The organism is Micromonospora halotolerans (genome assembly GCF_032108445.1).
GTDB lineage: Bacteria > Actinomycetota > Actinomycetes > Mycobacteriales > Micromonosporaceae > Micromonospora > Micromonospora halotolerans.
In genome coordinates, this window is sequence record NZ_CP134876.1 from 82,700 (window position 1) to 103,380 (window position 20,681).

At 74.7% G+C, this 20,681-nt stretch carries 18 protein-coding genes; 3 read left to right on the top strand and 15 right to left on the bottom strand.

Annotated features, from left to right (window positions below):
• Window positions 1–53: 53 nt before the first annotated feature.
• From RMN56_RS00420 to RMN56_RS00465, 10 genes are all read right to left on the bottom strand, one after another.
• The gene (locus RMN56_RS00420) at window positions 54–875 is read right to left on the bottom strand and encodes a shikimate dehydrogenase (RefSeq protein ID WP_313721784.1); all 822 of its coding nucleotides are present in this window, start codon (window positions 873–875) and stop codon (window positions 54–56) included.
• The gene (gene mltG, locus RMN56_RS00425) at window positions 875–2,095 is read right to left on the bottom strand and encodes an endolytic transglycosylase MltG (RefSeq protein WP_313721785.1); all 1,221 of its coding nucleotides are present in this window, start codon (window positions 2,093–2,095) and stop codon (window positions 875–877) included. The genes RMN56_RS00420 and mltG overlap by 1 nt, the downstream gene beginning before the upstream one ends.
• Window positions 2,092–2,553 (bottom strand): Holliday junction resolvase RuvX, encoded by a 462-nt coding sequence (gene ruvX / locus RMN56_RS00430; RefSeq protein ID WP_313721787.1) that lies wholly within the window; start codon window positions 2,551–2,553, stop codon window positions 2,092–2,094. The genes mltG and ruvX overlap by 4 nt, the downstream gene beginning before the upstream one ends.
• 74 nt (window positions 2,554–2,627) lie before the next feature.
• Window positions 2,628–5,306 carry an alanine--tRNA ligase gene (gene alaS, locus RMN56_RS00435; protein WP_313721788.1) on the bottom strand — a complete coding sequence of 893 codons (2,679 nt, stop codon included), beginning with the start codon at window positions 5,304–5,306 and terminating at the stop codon, window positions 2,628–2,630.
• Entirely contained in the window at window positions 5,303–5,608 is a 306-nt protein-coding gene (locus RMN56_RS00440; RefSeq protein WP_148426735.1) for a DUF6167 family protein, read from the bottom strand. Before RMN56_RS00440 ends, alaS begins: the two co-directional genes overlap by 4 nt.
• 31 nt (window positions 5,609–5,639) lie before the next feature.
• Complete coding sequence (locus RMN56_RS00445; protein WP_091321699.1) at window positions 5,640–6,101, bottom strand: DUF948 domain-containing protein; 462 nt, start codon at window positions 6,099–6,101, stop codon at window positions 5,640–5,642.
• Window positions 6,102–6,253: 152 nt separating this feature from the next.
• Entirely contained in the window at window positions 6,254–6,871 is a 618-nt protein-coding gene (locus RMN56_RS00450; RefSeq protein WP_313724617.1) for a hypothetical protein, read from the bottom strand.
• A 2,852-nt stretch (window positions 6,872–9,723) separates the two neighbouring features.
• Entirely contained in the window at window positions 9,724–11,214 is a 1,491-nt protein-coding gene (locus RMN56_RS00455) for a replication-associated recombination protein A (RefSeq protein WP_313721792.1), read from the bottom strand.
• 73 nt (window positions 11,215–11,287) lie between these two features.
• Entirely contained in the window at window positions 11,288–11,500 is a 213-nt protein-coding gene (locus RMN56_RS00460) for a hypothetical protein (protein ID WP_313721793.1), read from the bottom strand.
• Window positions 11,501–11,609: 109 nt separating this feature from the next.
• The gene (locus RMN56_RS00465) at window positions 11,610–12,164 is read right to left on the bottom strand and encodes a GNAT family N-acetyltransferase (protein WP_313721794.1); all 555 of its coding nucleotides are present in this window, start codon (window positions 12,162–12,164) and stop codon (window positions 11,610–11,612) included.
• Window positions 12,165–12,190: 26 nt separating this feature from the next.
• Here RMN56_RS00465 and RMN56_RS00470 point away from each other — a divergent pair, with 26 nt between their 5' ends.
• Window positions 12,191–12,931 carry a GNAT family N-acetyltransferase gene (locus RMN56_RS00470; RefSeq protein ID WP_313721795.1) on the top strand — a complete coding sequence of 247 codons (741 nt, stop codon included), beginning with the start codon at window positions 12,191–12,193 and terminating at the stop codon, window positions 12,929–12,931.
• A gap of 169 nt (window positions 12,932–13,100) precedes the next feature.
• Here RMN56_RS00470 and RMN56_RS00475 read toward each other — a convergent pair whose 3' ends face one another.
• The 3 genes from RMN56_RS00475 to RMN56_RS00485 all read right to left on the bottom strand — a co-directional run bounded on the left by RMN56_RS00475 (window position 13,101) and on the right by RMN56_RS00485 (window position 15,935).
• Window positions 13,101–14,468: an MFS transporter gene (locus tag RMN56_RS00475; RefSeq protein WP_313721796.1), complete on the bottom strand. Its 1,368-nt coding sequence runs from the start codon at window positions 14,466–14,468 to the stop codon at window positions 13,101–13,103.
• A complete protein-coding gene (locus RMN56_RS00480) occupies window positions 14,465–15,058 on the bottom strand; it encodes a helix-turn-helix domain-containing protein (RefSeq protein ID WP_313721797.1) in 594 nt (197 codons plus the stop codon). The genes RMN56_RS00475 and RMN56_RS00480 overlap by 4 nt, the downstream gene beginning before the upstream one ends.
• Before the next feature lie 67 nt (window positions 15,059–15,125).
• The gene (locus RMN56_RS00485) at window positions 15,126–15,935 is read right to left on the bottom strand and encodes an SDR family oxidoreductase (RefSeq protein WP_313721798.1); all 810 of its coding nucleotides are present in this window, start codon (window positions 15,933–15,935) and stop codon (window positions 15,126–15,128) included.
• 137 nt (window positions 15,936–16,072) lie between these two features.
• Between RMN56_RS00485 and RMN56_RS00490 the strand changes: the two genes are divergently transcribed.
• Window positions 16,073–17,308 carry a low temperature requirement protein A gene (locus tag RMN56_RS00490; RefSeq protein ID WP_313721799.1) on the top strand — a complete coding sequence of 412 codons (1,236 nt, stop codon included), beginning with the start codon at window positions 16,073–16,075 and terminating at the stop codon, window positions 17,306–17,308.
• A 77-nt stretch (window positions 17,309–17,385) separates the two neighbouring features.
• Here RMN56_RS00490 and RMN56_RS00495 read toward each other — a convergent pair whose 3' ends face one another.
• Window positions 17,386–17,943 carry a hypothetical protein gene (locus RMN56_RS00495; protein ID WP_313721800.1) on the bottom strand — a complete coding sequence of 186 codons (558 nt, stop codon included), beginning with the start codon at window positions 17,941–17,943 and terminating at the stop codon, window positions 17,386–17,388.
• Window positions 17,944–18,094: 151 nt separating this feature from the next.
• Between RMN56_RS00495 and RMN56_RS00500 the strand changes: the two genes are divergently transcribed.
• A complete protein-coding gene (locus RMN56_RS00500; RefSeq protein ID WP_313721802.1) occupies window positions 18,095–18,700 on the top strand; it encodes a TetR/AcrR family transcriptional regulator in 606 nt (201 codons plus the stop codon).
• Between the two features lie 120 nt (window positions 18,701–18,820).
• Here the strand turns inward: RMN56_RS00500 and aspS are convergent, their stop codons facing one another.
• A complete protein-coding gene (gene aspS / locus RMN56_RS00505; protein ID WP_313721803.1) occupies window positions 18,821–20,641 on the bottom strand; it encodes an aspartate--tRNA ligase in 1,821 nt (606 codons plus the stop codon).
• Window positions 20,642–20,681 lie beyond the last annotated feature (40 nt).

Consider the following 20,681-nt stretch of genomic DNA (forward strand, 5'->3'; position numbering starts at 1 on the left):
GACGCGCTCGCCGCCCGAACGGTTAGGAGGGGGCCCCTGCTATACCGCAGGCGTTAACACGGGGCCCTTCCTTGCGCCTCGGCGAGCGCGGCGCGCATCGCCTCGCGGGGGGCGGAGACGCCGGTGAACTGCTCGAACTGGCCGACCGCCTGGGCCAGCAACAGGTCCAGCCCGGAGACCACCCGGCAGCCGGCGGCGACCGCCGCCGCGGCGAGCGGTGTGGGCCACGGGTCGTAGACCACGTCGAAGAAGACCGTCCCGGGCCGCCAGTCGAAGTTGTCCGCGAGCCGGTCGGCCACGCCCTTCGGCACGGTGGAGACCACGAGGTCGGCCCGGGCGTGCGCCGGATCACCGTCCCAGGGCGCGCCGGCCAGCGGGACACCGAGCGCCTCGGCCATCGGGCACAGCTCCCGCACCGCCTCCGGCCGCCGGGCCACCACGGTCACCTCGGCCGCGCCGATCCGGGCCGCCGCCGCGACGGCCGCCCGGGCGGTGCCGCCCGCGCCCAGCACGGTGACCGTGGCGCCGGCCGCGCAACCGGCGGCGGTGAGCACGTCGACCATGCCCGCGACGTCGGTGTTGTCGGCGTACCAGGTGCCGTCCGGCCGGCGTACCAGCGTGTTGGCGGCGCCGACCGCGGCGGCGACCGGCGAGGCCTCGTCGGCCACCGCGAGCGCCGCCTCCTTGCCCGGCATGGTGACCGACAGGCCGGCCCACTCGGGGCCCAGGCCCGCGACCAGGCCGGCCAGCTCGTCGGCCGCGCACTCGATCCGGGTGTACGACCACCCGGTCAGCCCGGCCGCCGCGTACCCGGCGTTGTGGATCACCGGGGAGAGCGAGTGGGCGATCGGCCGGCCGACCACGGCGGCCTTCATCAGGTGCAGTTCTCCCCGGTGAGCACCTTGTTGTCGCACATCTGCCGCTGCAGCTTGCGGAAGTCGGCGTCGTTCGAGCCGTAGCCCATGGTGCCCTTCTGGTCCACCGTCATGAAGAAGATCCAGTCGCCGGGCGGCGGCTCCAGGGCGCCCTTGAGCGCGGCCTCACCCGGGTTGCTGATCGGGGTGATCGGCAGGCCGGCCACGTTGTGCGTGTTGTACGGGTTCTTCAGGTCGTTGATCTCGCTCTGCAGCAGGTCGTCGGAGTCCTTCGGGTCCTTGCCCTGCAGGCGGAAGTAGTAGTTGATGCCGCTGTCGATGCCGAGGCACTTGCAGCCGATCTTGCCGGCGTAGACCCGGTTGTAGATCACCCGGGACACCTTCGGCAGGTCGACCGCGTTGACCGACTCGGCCTCGGCGATCGAGGCGGTGATCAGCGCCTCGTACGGCGAGATCTTCCGTTCCTTCTGCGCCCGGTCGACGAAGTCGAGCTGCTGGGCCACGGTCAGGAACTGGTCCACCATCATCGACAGGATCTGCTCGGCGGTGGCCTTCGGCGGGATCTCGTAGGTGGACGGGTAGAGGAAGCCCTCGATGCTCTTCGGGCCCTTCTTGCCGTCCTCCCGGTTGAACCAGAAGGCGGGCACTCCCAGCTTGACCGGGTCCTTCGCGGCGGTCTGGAAGTCCTTGACCGGGATCTTGGTCTGCTTGGAGAGGATCTGGTAGATGTTCAGGCTGATCGTGCCCTCGGGGATGGTCACCCCGTTGACCACCCGGCTCTTCGGGTCGAGCATCAGCGTGATCACGTCCGCGGCCTTCATCTCCTTGCGGACCTTGTACCGGCCGACCTGGATGTTCTTGCTGCGCGAGTTCGCGTCGGCGGCCTCGATGAACGCCTTGGTGCTCTTCACCACGCCCGCGTCGTAGAGGGTGTTCCCGATGTCGGTGAGGCTGTCGCCGGCCTTCACCTCGACCAGCGTCTCGCCCGTGCCCGGTCCGTCGTAGTCCGGGGTGACGAAGTGGTTGCGGATCCGGTCGAAGCCGACGTACGCGCCGCCGCCGATGCCGCCCAGCAGCACCATCGCCATCAGCAGGGCGAAGATGGTCTTGCCCCGGCCGCCACCCGACCCGCCGTTGCGCTTACGCACGGCGCTGCGCCGGTGCCGGCCCTTCTCCCCCCTCTCCGCCTCGTCGAACCCGAGATCAAGATCGTCGATCATTGCGTCCGCCTCCGCTGCGCGTCCAGCCAGCTCTGCAGAATCTCCACCGCGGCGGCCTGGTCGACCACCGCCCGTTGGCGCTTTCCCCGGACGCCCCGTTCGGCCAGCCTACGACTAGCCACCACGGTCGACATCCTCTCGTCCGTCAGCGTCACCGGAATCGACCCCATTACATCGGCCAACCGGGCAGCGTACGCCGAGACGTTCGCCGCCGCGGGACCATGCTTTCCGGCGAGGTTGACCGGCAGGCCGACGACGATCTCGACCGCCTCGTGCTCGGCGGCCAGCCGGACCAGGTCGGCGATGTCGGTGGGCACCGCGTCCGGACCGGTCGTCAGATCGCGGGCCAGGGTGACCAGCGGGGTGGCCAGGATGCCGTGCGGATCGGAGCGAGCCACCCCGACCCGGACCTGGCCGACGTCGACGCCGAGCCGGACACCACGGGACACTTCAACCATCTACCGGACACTTCCCCTCCGGTACAGGCCAGGGCGGACCCGGCGGCCCGCCCTGGCTTCCATCGGTGCGCACATCAGACGTCGGCGATCGCCTTCTCCACGGTGGCCAGCAGGTTCGGCGCCTCCGCGGCGGGCAGGCCGCCGCCCTGAGCGAGGTCGTCGCTGCCACCGCCGCGACCGGAGAAGGCCGCCTTCACCAGGTCCTTCGCGGTCAGGCCCCGGCCGCGCGCGGCCTGGTTCACGGCCACCACCAGGGACGCCTTGCCGTTCGCCCGGGCGGCCACCGCGACCACGGCCGGGCGGGCCGGGTCGATCCGGCCCCGGATCTCCTGGGCCAGGGTCCGCACGTCGTTGCCGGCCGCGCCCTCGGGGGCCTCGGTGCCGACGTACGCGACACCGCGGACGTCCTTCGCCTGCGCCGCCAGGGCCGCGGCCCCGCCGAGCACGAGCTGGGCGCGGAGCTTCTCCAACTCCTTCTCCGCGTCGCGGAGCTGGGTGACGGTCTGCTCCACCCGGTCGGCGACCTGGTCACCCGGCACCCGGAACAGCTCGGCGAGCCGGGAGACCAGCAGGTGCTCGCGGGCCAGGAAGCCGAAGGCGTCCATGCCGACCAGCGCTTCGATCCGGCGCACCCCGGAACCCACCGACGCCTCGGAGAGGATCTTGACGAGGCCCAGCTGGGCCGAGCGGGCCACGTGCGTACCCCCGCACAGCTCGCGGGCGTAGTCGCCGACCTCGACGACCCGGACCCGCTCGCCGTACTTCTCGCCGAACAGCGCCATGGCCCCGATCCGGCGCGCCTCCTCCTGCGTGGTGATGAAGGCGTGCACCTCCAGGTCAGCCAGGAGCACCTCGTTGACCTGCTGCTCCACGTCGTGCAGCACGCTCGGCGCCACCCCGGTCGGAGTGTTGAAGTCGAACCGCAGCCGGCCCGGCGCGTTCAGCGAACCCGCCTGGGTGGCCGACTCGCCGAGGAAGTTGCGCATGGTCTGGTGCACCAGGTGGGTGGCCGTGTGCGAACGGGAGATGGCCCGCCGCCGGGACACGTCGATCTCGGCGTAGCCGGTCTCGCCGGCACGCACCTCACCGCGGAGCACCTTGGCCCGGTGCACGATCAACCCCGGCACCGGCTGCTGCACGTCGAAGACCTCGAGCTGGCCGCCGCCGACCGTGATCAGGCCCTGGTCGGGCTGCTGGCCGCCGCCCTCCGCGTAGAACGGCGTGGTGTCGAGCACCAGCTCGATCGTGTCGCCCTCGACCGCCGCGGCCACCTGGGCGCCGCCGGCCAGCAGCGCCCGCACCCGGGACTCCCGGGTCAGCTCGGTGTAGCCGGTGAACTCGACCGCCCCGCCGCCGTCGAGCACCGACCGGTACGCCGACACGTCGGTGTGCCCGGTCTTGCGCGCCTGCGCGTCGGCCTTGGCCCGGCTGCGCTGGTCGGCCATCAGCCGGCGGAAGCCCTCCGCGTCGACCTGGAGGCCCTGCTCCGCCGCGATCTCCAGCGTCAGGTCGATCGGGAAGCCGTACGTGTCGTGCAGCTGGAACGCCTTGTCGCCGGAGATCGACGCCTGCCCGGCCGACTTGGTCTCCGCGATGGCGGTGTCCAGGATCGTGGTGCCCGCCCGCAGGGTGGCGAGGAAGGCGTCCTCCTCGGCGTACGCGTACTGGGAGATCCGGCCGAAGTCCTCGGCCAGCTCCGGGTAGGACGGGGCCATGCAGTCCCGGGCCACCGGCAGCAGCTCGGGCAGCGCCCGGTCCTGGTAGCCGAGGAGGCGGACCGCGCGGATGGCCCGGCGCATGATCCGGCGCAGCACGTAGCCGCGGCCCTCGTTCGACGGGGTCACCCCGTCGCCGATCAGCATGAGCGCCGTGCGGACGTGGTCGGCGATCACCCGCAGCCGCACGTCGTCCGGGTGCGACTCGCTGGCCACGTGGCCGGAGTGCGCGCCGTAGCGCTTGCCGGTCAGCTCGGCGGCCCGGGCCAGGATCGGCCGGACCTCGTCGATCTCGTAGAGGTTGTCGACGCCCTGGAGGATGGAGGCCATCCGCTCCAGGCCCATGCCCGTGTCGATGTTCTTCGCCGGCAGCTCACCGAGGATCGGGTAGTCCTCCTTGCCGGTGCCCGGCCCCCGCTCGAACTGCATGAAGACGAGGTTCCAGAACTCCATGTAGCGGTCCTCGTCGACCGCCGGCCCGCCCTCGCGGCCGTACTCGGGGCCGCGGTCGTAGAACAGCTCGGAGCACGGGCCGCACGGGCCCGGGATGCCCATCGACCAGAAGTTGTCCGCCTTGCCCCGCCGGACGATCCGCTCGGCGGGCACGCCGACCGACCGCCAGATCTGGAACGCCTCGTCGTCGTCCAGGTAGACGGTCGGCCAGATCCGCTCCGGGTCCAGCCCGTAACCGCCCGCCTCGACCGGCTTGGTGACCAGGTCCCAGGCCAGCGGGATGGCCCCGTCCTTGAAGTAGTCGCCGAAGGAGAAGTTGCCGTTCATCTGGAAGAACGTGCCGTGCCGGCTGGTCTTGCCGACCTCGTCGATGTCCGGCGTCCGGATGCACTTCTGCACGCTGACCGCGCGCCGGTACGGCGGGGTCTGCTGGCCCAGGAAGTAGGGGACGAACTGCACCATGCCGGCGTTGACGAACAGCAGGTTCGGGTCGCTGATGGCGGGCAGCGGAGCGGACGGCACCACGGCGTGGCCGTTGGCCTCGAAGTGGGCGAGGTACCGCCGCTTGATCTCCGCCGTCTTCATCGCTGGTGCTCCTCCGGGAAAATCTCTCGGTCACCGATCCGCGGGTCCTCCCGCAGCTCGGCGAACTGGTCGTCGTACGCCTCGCCGCGCGCGAAGGCCTCGTGGATCTCCTGCTCGCGCTCGGCCATCCCGGCCCGGACGTCGTCCACGAAGCTGCGGACCGACTCGACGAGGCCGCCGGCCGACTCGGACAGCCCGCTGGCGATCCCCGCCGGCGTGTACGCCTGCGCGGTCCGGGTGGCCTTGCGGACCACCAGCACGCCCACGGCCAGGCCGATGCCCAGCCAGAACAACCGCCTCATGCTCTCATCCTCCCGCTGTTCGCCGGCCGGGTCAGCGGTTGCCGCGCCTGGCGGCCCGGCGCTGCTGCTTGATGGTGTCGCGGACCTCGCGCTCGGTCTCGGCGTGCCGGCGCGCGGCGGCGGCCTTGCGCACGCCGTAGCCGAACGCGGCGACCTTGACCAGCGGGTTCGCGGCGGCGGCGGAGACCACGGCGGCCAGGTTCGCCACGTTCGCGGTGACGTTCTGCGCGTGGGTGGTCATGGTGTCCACCTTGGCCAGCTGCAGGTTGACCCCGTCGAGGGAGGTCTGCACCTGCTCCAGGGCCGTGTTGACGTTCTTCACGGTGGTGTTCACGTCACCGAGCAGCGGCGCCGTGCGGTCGTTCAGGTCGGCGATCATGCGGGTCGTCGCGTCGACGGTGTGCCGCAGCCGCAGGATCGGCACCGCCAGCACGAGCACCAGCATCAGGAACGCGCCGGCCGCGATCAGCGCAGCGATCTCTCCACCACTCACGCGCATGTCCTCCTCAAGCAGTGTCCCGGGACCCGACGCCCCGGGACGCGCGACCGTACCTGGCCGGTCCGTCGCACGCCGACCCGTGACCGGTCAACGGGGCGGACGCGCCCCGCCAGCCCCAGACCCTACCGTCCGTGATGGAAACCGGCTCACGACGGTGAGGGTGCCGGCTCACCGAGCGGATCGTCGGTGAGGGTCGGGTACGGGTCCTCGCCGGTGAGTGACGGATCGGTGGTCGGCTGCGGTCCGGTCCGCTCGTCGTCGATCGCGTTGCGCACCTTCACCGACACCAACGAGCCGGTGCACTCCCCCGCTGCGGGCGCGGGCACCGGAGACGGCGCCGGCTCGCCCGCCACGGCTGGCGGCACGCAGGTGGGCTCGCGCACCCACAGGTCGAGGGTCAGTTCGTCCCGGCGCCAGCAGGTGTAGCTGCCCTTGACCTTCTGCTCCGGGCAGCGGTCCACCTTCCACCGCTGCCAGCCGTCCCGGGACAGCGCCGCCTCGTAGGCCTGCGCGGTCTCCTTCCAGGCCTTCTGCGACTCGACGGTGCGTTCCCGCAGCCGGCAGTCCTGGAGGCACCAGCGGCTGCCGCTGACGTTGTCCACGGTCTTCGTCGCCGCCCAGGACGGCACGCTCAGCGCGTCGAGGGTGTCGAAGACCGGGTCGTGGCTCAGCGTGCGCAGCCCGAAGAAGAGCGGCAACGCCCCGAGCAGCACCACGCTGACCAGGGCGAGGATGCCCATCCGCAGCCGCCGCCGCTCGCGCATCTGCCGGCGTAGCTCCGAGCGGGCGCCCCGCAGGCCGCCCGCCGCGTCGTCGGCGTCCCCCGGCGCGGCCTCGGCCCGGCGCAGCGCCGGTCCGGCGCCGTCCTCCGGTCCCGGCCGCGCCTCCGCCGGGTGCACGACCGCGGCGGCCCGCGCCACCGCCGGCTCCCCGGGAGGTACGACCGCGGCCGCCCGCGCCACCGCCGGCGCACCGGGACCCTGCGGCACGGCGCCCGGGCCACCCGGTCCGGGCCGGGTGGGCTCCGACGCGATCGGGTTCGCCCGGCCGGCCGGCCGCTCGTCCGGCCCCGCGGGGCGGGCCACCGAGGCGGCCGCGCGGGCCACCGGGGGGCCGCCGGCCGCGGCGCGTGGCTCGCCGGCCGGGACTCCGCCGTCCGGGCGGGCCGCGCCGCGGGCGGGACCACGTGTGTCACCGCCGGCCGCGAAGCCACCGGTACGGGACGGGTCGCCGGCGGGGCCGCGCCCGCCGGGACGGTCGCCGGTCGGCGGGCCGCCGGTGCGCGCCGGGTCACCACCGGCGGGGACACCGCCGGTGCGTCCCGGATCGCCACCCCGGCCCCGTCCGCCGGGCGGCACACCGCCGGAACGGGCCGGATCACCACCGGCCGGGAAACCGCCCGTGCGGGCCGGATCACCGCCAGCCGGGAACCCACCCGTGCGGGCCGGGTCGTCGGCGGGCGGGCGGGCGCCGGGCCGGGGGCCGGCGGGCGGCAGTCCGCCGGTGCCGTCGCTGTCCGGCCGGGCCGCGCCACGGGCGCCGTCGCCGGGAGCCCCCGGGCCGGCGGGCCGGGCCGGGCCCCGGGCGGGGCCGGCCTGGTCGGGCTTCAGGGGCGGCACGGCCGCGCCGACGCGGCCGGTCGCGCCACGGTCGGGGGCGGTCGGGCCACCGCGTCGGGTGGCGGCCGGCTCGTCCACCGGGGGGCCGCCGGGGCGGCGGACCGCCGGCATGGCGGGGTCGCTGTGCGAGGTGCGGCCGGCCTGGCGCAGCCAGTCGGCGGGGCGGTCGGGTCGCTGCGGGCGCGGCTCGTCGGCGGCGTCGCGGGCCGCGCGGCGCGGGGCCGGACCGCCGCCGGTGGCACCGGGTCCACCCGGGGCGTCAGCGGCGGCGCGACGACCGGACGCAGGCGGGGCGTCGCCGGGGGCGCGGTGGCCGGACGCGGTGGCCGGGCCGTCGGGAGCACCGCGGCGACCCGGCGACGTCGCGGCGTCGTCGGCGGCAGCCCGTCGGCCGGGCGGCATCGCCGTCTCGTCGGGAGCGACCCGCCGGCCACGCGGCACGGCGGCGATGTCGGGCGCGCCGGTCGGCGATGCGCTGTCGTCGGGAGCGCCCCGGCGGCCGGGCGGGACCGCCGGGCCGTCCGGAGCCGCACGGCGGCCGGGCGGGGACGCCGGGACCGCACCGGCTCGCCGGCCGGTCGGTGGGACGTCGGCACCGGGCCGGGGGCCGGGTGCGGCTCCGTCCGGCCGACGCTCGACGTCGGGACCGGCGCCGGGCACCTGCGGGGCGTTTCCGCTGCGCGGCACCATCGGGTGGTCCGGTTCCCCCGCGCGACGACGGCCACCGCTCCGACCGGCGCCACCGTCCACGGTGGGCACGCCGGCGGTGGACGGCTCGGCGCGTTGCGGGGCGCGGCCACGACGCGGCTCGGGCTCGCCCGGCTGCGGCCCGCCGGTCACCGGGTCGGTGGGCCGGCCGACGCCGGGCGCGGCGGCGCGCGCCGAGGGCACGCCGGTGCGGCCGGGATCCACGGCGGCCCGCCGGCCGGCGCCGGAGACGGGCTGGACCGCGGGGTCGGCCGGACCCGCGGCGGGGCGCCGGCCGGTGGCGGGCGGGGCACCGTCGGGCACGGCGCGCCGGTGACCGCCGGTGCCCGGGGGGACGCCGGGAGCGAGGTCGGGTGCACCGCGACGGCCGGGTGCGCCGCCCTCGGAGGCCGGTCGACGACCGGCGCCGGAGACCGGGCGGACGCCGGGGTCGGTGCCGTCGGGCAGGGCCCGCCGGCCGCCGCCGGGGGCGGGGCCCACCGCCGGGTCGACGCCGCCCGGCCGGGGGGCGCCGGTGGGGGCGGCAGGCGCCTCGGCGCCGTGCCGGCCGCGCGGCGTGGGGGGAATCGCGTTGCGGGCACCGTCCGGGCCGGGCCAGGCGGGGCCGGGATTCGGGCCACCGTAACCGCGGTCGGGGGCGGGACCGGCACCCTGACCGGCGCGGCCGGGAACCGGGCCGGCGGGGGGCGCGACGCGCGGGCCGGGCGGGCCGCTCATCCGGCCGGTAGCCGGCGGCTGCTGACCCGTCGGCGCGTCCGGGCTCCGGCGGGGCGGGCGGGACGGTTCGCCGGGGCCGCGGGTGGGCTCGGCGGGGCGCCGGGCCGGTTCCGGTGCGCCGGGCCAGGGACCGTCGACGGGGCGGCGCGGCGCCGCCGGATCGGGGCCGCCGGGGCGGGCGGGTGGCAGGGCGGGGCCCGCCGGGCCGGCCTCGGGGGCACGGCGGGCGGGTGGGGTCTCCGGTCCGGGCCGGGCGGCCGGGGGCGGCGGCACCGCGCCCGGGCGGGTGGCCCCGGGCGGTTCCGGGGCGGCCGGACCGGGCCGGGGCCCCGGAGCGGCGGGCGGCAGCCCGCCGCGCGCGGGCGGCACGGCGCCGGGCGCCTCCCCGTCCGGGCCCAGGTCGCTGCGCTGCTGCTTGGCCGTCCGCAGGTCGTCGATCCAGCCGAACTCCTCGCCGGCGGCGGCCTCGGCGGGCTCGGCGTCGGCCTTGCCGCGCCCCCACCGGCGGCCCTTGGCACGCGGGTCCCGCCGCTCGTCGGGGCCGTCCGCCGGCTGCTCCGGACCACGCGCCATCACTGCTGACCCTCCCCCACGGCGTCGCTGCCGCCCTCGTTCGCGCCGTCGGCCCGCGCGGCGTCCGCCGGGCGGCCGCCGCTCACCGCCGCCTCGACCCGTGCCGGCGGCGCGGGCAGCCCGCGCACGATCCGGCGCAGCAACGGCAGCCGGGTGGCCACCGCCCGCTCCGCGCCGTGCCCGCTGGGTTGGTAGTAGTCGGTCCCGACGAGGTCGTCCGGAACGTACTGCTGGGTGACCACGCCGCGCTGGTCGTCGTGCGGGTAGCGGTAGCCGGCCCCGTGGCCGAGGCCCCGGGCGCCGGCGTAGTGGGAGTCGCGCAGCCCGCGCGGCACGGCCCCGCCGCGACCGGCGCGCACGTCGGCGATGGCCGCGCCGATGGCGGTGGTGGCCGAGTTGGACTTCGGTGCGGTGGCCAGGTGGATGACCGCCTGGGCCAGGTTGAGCTGGGCCTCGGGCAGGCCGACGTATTCGACGGCGTGCGCGGCGGCGGTCGCGACGGTCAGCGCCGTGGGGTCGGCCATGCCGACGTCCTCGCTGGCGAAGATCACCATGCGCCGGGCGATGAACCGGGCGTCCTCGCCGGCCACCAGCATCCGGGCCAGCCAGTGCAGCGCGGCGTCTACGTCCGAGCCGCGCATGCTCTTGATGAACGCGCTGGTCACGTCGTAGTGGGCGTCGCCGTCGCGGTCGTAGCGGACGGCCGCCACGTCGACCGCCTGCTCGGCGACGGCGAGGTCGATCCGGTCCGCGCCGCGGGCCGCCGCGGTGGCCGCCGCCGCCTCCAGGGCGGTGAGCGCCTTGCGGACGTCGCCGCCGGCGAGGCGGACGAGGTGGTCCTCGGCGTCGGTGGCCAGGCTGAGCGCGCCGCCCAGCCCGCGCTCGTCGGTGACCGCGCGGCGCAGCAGGCCGCGTACGGCGTCGTCGTCGAGAGGCTGGAGGGTCAGCAGCACGCAGCGGGACAGCAGCGGCGAGATGACCGAGAAGTACGGGTTCTCGGTGGTCGCCGCGAGCAGGGTGACCGTGCGGTCCTCGACGGCGGCGAGCAGCGAGTCCTGCTGCGTCTTGCTGAACCGGTGCACCTCGTCGATGAAGAGCACGGTCGGCGGGCCCCCGGCGCGGCGCTGCCGGCGGGCGGTCTCGATGACCGCGCGGACGTCCTTCACCCCGGCGGTCAGCGCCGACATGGCGACGAAGCGGCGGTCGGTGGCCCGGGCCACCAGGTGCGCGATCGTGGTCTTGCCGCTGCCGGGCGGCCCCCAGAGGATCACCGACATCGGCGCCGCGGCCTCGACGAGTTGGCGCAGCGGGGCGCCGGGCGCGAGCAGGTGGTCCTGACCGACCAGCTCGTCGATGCTGGCCGGCCGCATCCGGACGGGCAGCGGCGAATCCGCCGCAGCGGCGGTGAACCCGTCGACGCCGCCGGAACCCGCGGGGGCGCTGGGCGCTCCGGCGGGTTCGCCGAGGGTGAAGAGGGCGTCGGATTCCATCACGAGAACAGTACCGGGCCGGGCCGACGACGCTGGAATCGCGCCGCCGCCCGGCCCGGATGGTCGTTTCCGGTCAGCCGCGACCCGGACGCCGGCCCCGGTACCAGCGGCCGCCGCCACCGCCGCGCGAGCCGGACCCGACCCCGGCCAGGTAGAGGGAGAGCAGGAGGAAGCCGATGAGCATGAGGGTGTGGGTGTTGAACAGGTCGGGCGCGCCGAGGTTCGTGTTCAGGAAGTCGATCAGCAGGGCGAAGCCGAACACGATGGCCGCGAGAATGGCGAGCATGGTCGTTCCTCCGGTGGGGGGTCCCAGTAGGTCGGCGACGGATGTACCCAATCGGTCTGTTCGTCAATCTCCACCGTGGAACGCCCCGGCCGGGGGCAGCGGTTTCCGGTCAGCGGTCGGTGGCGAGGATCGCGTACCGGACGGAATCCCACCAGGAGCCCCGGACCAGCAGGTGGTCCCGGCTGATGCCCTCGCACCGCAGGCCGGCCTTCTCCAGCACCCGCCGCGAGGCGACGTGGTCCGGCCGGGTCGTCGCCTCCACCCGGTGCAGCCCCACCGGCCCGAACGCCAGGTCCAGCAGCAGGCTCGCGATCCCGGTGCCGAGCCCGCGGCCCCAGTGGTCGGGGTGCACCACGTAGCCGATCTCGCCGCGCCGGTGCGGCACGCTCTCCACGGTGAGGGTGCCCAGCCCGAGCAACCGGTCACCGTCGACGGCGGCCAGCCGGTACGCGGGCCGCGGCTCACCGCCCGCCTCCTCGCGCCAGGTGGACACGGCGTCGTGGACCTCGTCCCGGGTGGGCGCCCGCTCGTCCAGCACCCGGTCCAGCACCCTCGGCTCGGTCAGCAACGCGTGCAGCGCGGGCACGTCGTCGTCGGCCCATTCCCGCAGCACACAGCCCGGACCGGTCAGGCGCACCGCTCGTACGGAGTGGATGGGGGTCACGAGTTCTCCTCTCGTAGGCTGGCCGCATGATCGCTGCCGACCAGGCCCTGCTGGGCCGGGACACCCTGCTCGCGGCCGCCGGCCACCACCCGTACGCCCGGCACGCGCTCTGGCGCGACCGGGAGGCGCGGGGCTGGCGGCGGGACGGCGCGGTCGGCTGGCTGCTCCCGCCGGGGCAGGGGCCGGCCGGCGGGGCGCTCGGATCGGCCGGGCCGGCGCTGGACGTCTTCGCGGGCCTGGTGGCGGACGGGACGCTGGGCGCCGGCCAGTGGCTGCACCTGCCCCGGACCGCGCCGGAGGAGGTGGCCGAGCGGCTCACGGTGGCCCGGCTCGACGAATGGGACTTCCTCTGGACCACCACCGCGCCGCCGGAGCAGCCGGAGGAGGACCGCGTCGTCCGTCTCACCGAGGCCGACCATCCCGCGCTGGCCGCGCTGATCGAGGAGGCCTTTCCGAGCACGACCTCCCGCCCGGGCGACCCGCGGATCGTCGACTGGTACGGCATCCGCGACGGCGACCGCCTGGTGGCCTGCGGCGCCGACCGCAGCCGGGGCGACATCGGTTTCCTGGCCGGGCTGACCGTGGCGCCCGACCGCCGGGGCCGCGGGCTCGGCGCGGCCCTCACCGCCGGGATGACCCGCGCCCTGTTCGCCCGGCACGACCACGTGGCGCTCGGCGTCTACACCGCGAACGTCGGGGCGATCCGGCTCTACCGCCGCCTCGGCTACACCGGCACCGAGCACCGCACCTCGGTCCACCTGGGCTGATCCACCCACGACGACCACCTCCCGGACCATGGCGTTCGCACGGCCTCCGCCTCGCCGACCTGGCGGCCCCGGCGCCGCCCCGACCGCGCCACCTCGCCGACCTGGCGGGCGGGACCGGCCGAGCCCGCCGAGGCGGACCGCCGACCCGGCGCGAGGGCCGGGCACGGGCTCAGTCCGTCCGGGTGAGCGCGGCGGCGGCCGGGACCGGGTCGACCGGACCCGCCGGGTCGAGTGCCGGGCCGGGGTGGCCCGGGCCGGCAACCGAGTCGCCGGGCCCGTGGTCGTCACCCGGCTGCTCCGCCCCCCGGCGTCCGGCGCGCCAGGCCGGCAGGTAGAGCGGGGCGGCCACGGCGAGCACCACCGCGCCGACCAGCATGGCCACGGTGACGCTGGTGGCGTCGGCCAGGGCGGTCAACACCACCGCGCCGAGCGCGGCGGCCGGCTGGCCCATCATCGAGTTCAGCGAGAGCACGCTGGTCCGGTAGGGCCCGTCGACCTGCCGGTGCAGCAGCCCCATGTGCAGGGGGTTCGAGGCGCCGTGCACGGTGTAGCAGGCCAGGTAGGCGATGAGCACGCCGACCGGGCCGGCGAGCAGGCCCATCCCGACCACGGTGACGCCCTGCAGGATCCGCATGAGCGCGGCGGCGGGCGCGGCGCCGAGCCGACGCAGCATCAGCGGGGTCAGCGCGGCGCCGGCCGCGTTGGCCAGCCAGGCCGCGGAGCTGGCCGGGCCGAGCAGCGCGGCGGCCCGGTCGGCGCCGCCGACCACCTCGGCGAGGCGCACCGGGAGCAGCGACTCGAAGGTGATCATGCCGAAGCCCCAGAACAGCTCGACGGCGACCAGGGCGAGCAGCACCCGGTTGCGGCGCAGCAGGCCGAGCGCCTGGCCGACCATCCGGGGCGCCTCGGCCACGGAGGCCCGCACCGCGGCGGCCCCCCGGGCCGGCCGGTGTTCGACCAGCAGCACCGTGAGCGCCCCCAGCGAGACCGCCTGGAGGGCGATGGCCACCAGCACGGGCAGGGTCAGCGCGCTGATCGGGCCGACCGGGCCGAGGGCGACCAGGCCACCCCCGAGCAGCGCGCCGCCGCCGATGGCGACCCCGATGACCGTGCCGGCCCAGCCCAGGCCGCGCTCGTATTCGGCCTTCGGGTCGGCGGCCAGAGTGGCGTCGACGTACCAGGACTCCAGCGGGCCGCTGTCGAGCGCCCGGTAGATCCCCTGCAAACCCCAGACCAGGAAGAACAACCAGAACGAGTCGGCGACCGCGAAGAGCACCAGCGAGACCAGGCAGACCGCCCAGGCGACGACCAGCACCGGCTTGCGGCCGAGCGCGTCGGCGAGGCCGCCGGTGGGCAGCTCCAGCGCCAGCACGACCAGGCCCTGCGCGGTGGCGGCCAGGCCGATCTGGGACAGCGACAGGCCACGCTCCTGCATGAGCAGGATCATCACCGGGGTGAGCAGGCCGGTGGGCAGCCAGCGCAGACCGTAGAGGGTGAGGTAGCGGAACCGGACCTGGCGTACGGACAGCGCGGTCACCGGAACTCCTTCGGCATCGGGTAGGCGGCGAGGTAGATCTGCACCTGCTCGGCGCCGGGCTCGGCCGGGTCGGCCTCGTTCCGGTGGCGTTCGAGGAGTTCCCAGACCTCGGCCTCGATCGCCTGCAGCCGGGCGGCCGGGATGGTCATGAAGATGTCGCTCATGCCGAAGGCGTCCCGCCACTCCGGCGCCCATTCCTGCTGGGTGGCGAACCACTGCTCCGCGTGCTGAGCCAGGAGGCGCACCTGATCGCCCTGGATCCAGTCGATCGCCGCGCGGGCGTCGGGGTCGTCGTCGAAGTCGGTCGACTCCCAGTTGGTGACGTCGTGCGCGGCCTGCCACCAGCGTTGCCGGCCGGTGCCCCGGTCCGGGTCCTCGACGACCAGCCCCACCTCGGCGAGCTGGCGCAGGTGGTAGCTGGTAGCGCCGGTGTTGGTGCCGAGCATCTCGGCCAGCGCGGTGGCGGTGGACGGGCCCTTCACGCGCAGCGCGCCGACCAGGCGCATCCGCAGCGGGTGGGCCAGCACCCGCACCTGTCGATGGTCCAGCCGCACCTCGCGCGGCTCGGGACGCGAACCCTCGTTCTCCATGCCATGCACAATATCTGTGCACAGTTTCTGTGCACAAGTCCTATGCACAGAAACTGTGCATCGAGGGTCAGGCCAGCACCTCGGTGATCCCGCGCAGCCGGGTACGCAGCAGGCCGGCGGCCCGGGACGAGTCGAGGCGCACCTCGGCGGGGCGGTGCAGGCCGGCCTCGGCGATGGTCGACGTCTTCAGGCCGGTCGGGTCGAGGCCGTCGTGCCGGGCCACCAGCAGCCCCAGCTCGGCGCGGCTGACCGCCTCCGGTCCGGCCACGTTGAGCGGGCCGGTCAGGTCGGTGGGCACCAGTTCGAGCATCGCCGCGGCCAGGTCGGCCACGTGCACCGGGCAGCGGGCCTCGTCGCTGAAGAGGACGGCCCGGCCGGCCAGGGCGTCCCGGCAGAGCTGGATCTGCTTGCTCCCCTCCCCCACGATCAGCGAGGTCCGCACCAGCACCGCCCCCGGATCGACCGCCCGCACCGCCGTCTCGGCGGCCGCCTTCGCCGCCCCGTACGGGTGCAGCGGCGTGGGCACGTCGTCGTCCAGATAGGGCGCCGGGCGGCCGGCGTGCAGCGCGTCGCTGGACAGGTGCACGAGCCGCGCCCCCACCTCGGCGGAGGCGCACGCGATGTGGGCCGCCCCGTCGGCAGTGACCCGCCAGTCGTCGTACCGGTAGGGGGTGGCCACGAGGGCGTCGGGGCGTACCTCGGTCAGCAGCGCGCGGACCGCGGCGCGGTCGGTGACGTCGAGCCGGCGCGGCGCGACGCCCGGCACCGCGACGGCGGCCGAGTGGTACGTGCCGGTCACCCGGCGCCCGGCGGCCACCGACTGCCGGCACACCTCGGCGCCGAGGAAACCGCTGGCCCCCACCACGAGCAGATTCATTCCGTCCTCCAGACGTCGAAAGGCCCGCGCCATCATGACGCGGGCCTTTCGACGCCGGATGAGGTGGACCGTCCAGGCCGGCGCGACGTGTCCGGCGGCTGGCTCGTTGGTGCGACGAGGGTGGACGGAGGCGGACGATGGCGGCGGGACGCGGTGCCGACCTGCTGCGCCCTCCCACGAGTTCGGGCCGCGCCACGTTCCTGGAGCTCTTCTTCGACCTGGCCTTCGTTGTGGCCCTCACCCGGGTCACGCAACGATTCGTCGACGTGAGCGGCGACACCGGCTGGACGCTCGTCGCAGGGCTCGGTCGTACCCTGCTGCTCTTCCTGGCGCTCTGGCTGATCTGGTCGCACACCACCTGGATCACCAGTCGCTACGAACCGGAGCGGTCGATCATCCAGGCCGTCGTGGTCGGCACCATGCTCGCCGGCCTGGTCATGGCGGTGACACTGCCACGCGCCGTGGAGGAGCGAGCGCTGCCGTTCGCGACCGCATACCTGATGGTGATGGTGGTGCGGCCGCTGGTGGTCGCCGCCGCGCTGCACGGCCATCCGCGACGTCTGGTGCCGTTCCGGCTCGCCGCCTGGGCTGCGGCGAGCGCGCCGCTCTGGCTGGTCGGCGCGGTGGGCCCGGACGCCCTTCGCCTGCCGCTGTGGGCTGCCGCGCTCGCTGTCGACTACCTCGCCTGGGCCCTGGGCTGGCCGCTGCCGCGGCTCGGGGCCGCAGCGGTGCACCGCTGGCGGATCGCTGGCACCCATCTTGCCGACCGTCACCAGCAGATATTCCTCGTCGCACTCGGTGAGACGATTCTGGTCATCAGCATGGTTTTCGGCGGCACGGACTTCTCCTCGGAGCGGGCCGCGGCCTTCGGGGTCGCGTTCGCCACCAGCGCGCTGCTCTGGCGGATCTACTTCCACCGTGCCGGTCTGCTGCTGACCGAGGCGTTGGGTCGGGCGGGTATGCCCGGCCGGCTGGGCACGGTGTCGGAACGGACGCATCTGCTGATCGTGCTCGGCGTGCTCGTCACCGCGGTCGGCTACGAGCTGGTGATCGATCATCCGTACGGGCCGCCGCGGCCCAGTTGGCTTCTGTTCGTGGTGGGCGGTCCGGTGCTCTTCCTCGTCGCCCGCACGCTGCTGGAGTACGAGGTCTTCGGCCGGGTTTCTCGGTCCCGGGTGATCGGCCTGGTGGCCCTGCTGCTGTTCACGCCGGCGTTGGCCCGCTGGGCGCCGATGGTCGGGCTGAGCGTGGTGGCCGGAGTGCTGGCCCTGGTCGCGCTACTCGACGCGCTGCGGAGCCGGGGACGGCCGCTGGAGCCCTCCGCCTCGCCGATCGCACGGAAGGCAGCCGGCGAGCGCGACTCCGAGGCGTGACCCGACGCCACCAGCGGTGACATCTTCAGTGCACGCCACGTGGTGAGCGAGGTCGAGGCGCCGTCGTGTTCTCCAGGTCAGTTCGCCTTCGCGGCGCGGCCGAGGCGGACGGCCGAGATGAGGAAGAAGATGGCGCCGGGGATGGCGTAGCCGATCGCGTTGGTCAGCGCGGGGTTGTCCGCGGCGGCGGCCGCCACGAACGACCCGCCGGCGAGCACGGAGAGCCCGCCGCTGATGATCATCGGCCACTGGCCGCCCATGTTGCGGCGGGTCACGCCCACGAGCAGCTGCACCAGCCCGGCCACGATCGCCCAGGCACCCCAGACCTGCAGTATCGCCGGGATACCGGACGTGCCGGCAACGGCCAGGCCTATCGCGGCGAGCAGGCTGACCGCGATGTTCACGTACAGCAGGGTGGGCGATCCGGTGGCGCGCGACGCGCGGGCGTCGATGACGGCCGCGGCCACGTCGAACAACGGATAGATCACGAAGAGCGTGAGGGCGAGAGGGTTGAGGTCTCCGGCGATCGCGAACGTCACGCCGGCCCACACGATGGCGAAGGCGAAGCGGACGAAGTACAGCCGCCGCAGGGCGGACGCCGTCGTCGAGATGCCGGGTGCGGCAAGGGTGGTCATGGTCGTCCTTCCGGGTGGTTCTGAGGGGACCGCGACCAGCAGGGGCACGCGGCCGGAACGCCGTCGTGTAGAACGAACGTTCTGTCTCGTCGTCAAGGTAGCGTCCGCGGCCCGCCTCGTCAAGACCGAACGTTCTACCCACCTGGTTAGGATGGGGCTCATGGCACGTAGCGAATCCGGCGTCCGGCCGTCCGAGGCGCGACAGCGGCTCCTCACCACCGCGACCAGGATTTTCTACGGGGAGGGAATCCACTCGGTCGGCGTCGATCGGATCATCGCCGAGGCGAAGGTGACCCGGGCCACGTTCTATCGGCACTTCCCGGGCAAGGAGGATCTCGTCCTCGCCTATCTGCAGACGGCCGACCAAGCCATCCGCGACCAGGTGGACACAGCCTTCGCCGCCGCCCTGCCGGCGCCCGACACCCTCCGGGCCGTTGCGGAGTCGATCGCCCGGGACATCCGGTCCGCCGGCTTCCGCGGCTGCGCCTTCCTGAACGCCGTGGCGGAGTATCCCGACCCCGACCATCAGGTGCACCAGGCCGTCCTCGCGCATCGGCAGTGGTTCCTCGACACGGTCAACACCTTGCTGGCGAGCATCCAGGAAAGCGAGGCCGAATCCGCCGCGCGGCATTTCGTCATGCTCCGCGACGGTGCCATGGCGGCCGGCTGCCTCTTCGACCCCGCGCTGATCGCCGAGACCTTCCTCCGCGGCGTCGAGGGACTCATCCGGACCCACGCCGCACGCCGGCCATCCTGAGCTACTGGACGCGTCGCTGCGTCGGCCCACCACCCCTCGTACCCGTCGATCATGAGGACGGCGGCGCGACGCCGGAGCGGTCCCGGGCCAACCTCATGATCGACGGCGAGGAGCGGCGGATCAGGTCGGGTCGGCCACCGGGGCGGCCGGGCCGGCGGTGCCGGCGTGCGAGCCGGTCGGCGCCTTCGGCTTGGCGTCGATCCCGGCCTCGGCGCGCTGCTGGGCGGTGATCGGCGTCGGCGCGCCGGTCAGCGGGTCGAAGCCGCCGCGGGTCTTCGGGAAGGCGATGACCTCGCGGATCGAGTCCGCGCCGGCCAGCAGCATGCACACCCGGTCCCAGCCGAAGGCGATGCCGCCGTGCGGCGGGGCGCCGTACTTGAACGCCTCCAGCAGGAAGCCGAACTTGTCCTGCGCCTCCTCGGCGGTGATGCCGAGCAGGTCGAAGACGCGCTGCTGCACGTCGCCCCGGTGGATACGGATCGAACCGCCGCCGATCTCGTTGCCGTTGCACACGATGTCGTACGCGTAGGCGAGCGCCCGGTCCGGCGCCTCCTCGAACCGGTCGACCCACTCGGCGTTCGGCGACGTGAACGGGTGGTGCACGGCGGTCCAGCCGCCCGCTCCGCCGTTCTCGTCCGAGGTCCGTTCGAACATCGGCGCGTCGACCACCCAGCAGAACGCCCAGGCGCTCTCGTCGACCAGCTTGGCCCGCTTGGCGATCTCGATCCGGGCGGCGCCGAGCAGTTCCTGCGCCTCCCGGGCGTCGGTGCCGGCGGCGAAGAAGACGGCGTCGCCCGGCTTCGCGCCGACCGCGTCGGCCAGGCCGGCCAGGTGCGCCTCGGAGAGGTTCTTGGCCACCGGGCCGCGCGCCTCGCCGGTCTCCGCGTCGAGCACCACGTACGCGAGGCCCCGCGCGCCGCGCGCCTTGGCCCAGTCCTGCCAGCCGTCCAGCTCCTTGCGGGTCTGGCTCGCGCCGCCCGGCATGACCACGGCGCCCACGTAGCCGCCCCCGTCGATGGCGCCGGCGAAGACCCGGAACTCGGTGCCGCGCAGGTAGTCGGTCAGCTCGGTCAGCTCGACGCCGTAGCGCAGGTCCGGCTTGTCCGAGCCGTAGCGGGACATGGCGTCGTGCCAGGTGATCCGCGGGATCGGCCGGGGGATCTCGTAGCCGGCCAGGTCGGACCAGAGCGCCGAAACGATCGCCTCGCCCAGGTCGATCACGTCGTCCTCGGTGACGAAGGACATCTCGATGTCGAGCTGGGTGAACTCCGGCTGCCGGTCGGCCCGGAAGTCCTCGTCCCGGTAGCAGCGGGCGATCTGGTAGTAGCGCTCCATGCCGCCGACCATGAGCAGCTGCTTGAACAGCTGCGGCGACTGCGGCAGCGCGTACCAGCTGCCCGGCTGGAGGCGGACCGGCACCAGGAAGTCGCGGGCGCCCTCCGGCGTGGAGCGGGTCAGCGTCGGGGTCTCGATCTCCAGGAAGTCCCGCTCGTGCAGCACCGAGCGGGCGAGCTGGTTGGCCCGCGAGCGCAGCCGCATGGCCTTCGCCGGGCCGCCGCGACGCAGGTCGAGGTAGCGGTACTTGAGCCGGATGTCGTCGCCGGCCTCGATCTGGTCGTCGACCGGAAGGGGCAGCGGCGCGGCCTCGGAGAGCACCTCCAGGGCGGTGGCCGTCACCTCGACCTCGCCGGTCGGCAGGTCGGGGTTCTCGTTGCCCTCGGGGCGGCGGGTCACCTCGCCGGTCACCTTCACGCAGAACTCGTTGCGCAGCGCGTGCGCGTCCTCCTCGCGGAAGACCACCTGGACGACGCCGGAGGCGTCGCGCAGGTCGACGAAGATGACACCGCCGTGGTCGCGCCGGCGGGCCACCCACCCGGCGAGCGTCACCGTCGAGCCGGCGTCCGCCGCGCCCAGGCTTCCGGCGTTGTGGGTACGGATCACGGCTTGCGTCTCCTCATCTGGTCCACGTCTGCTCCCCGCA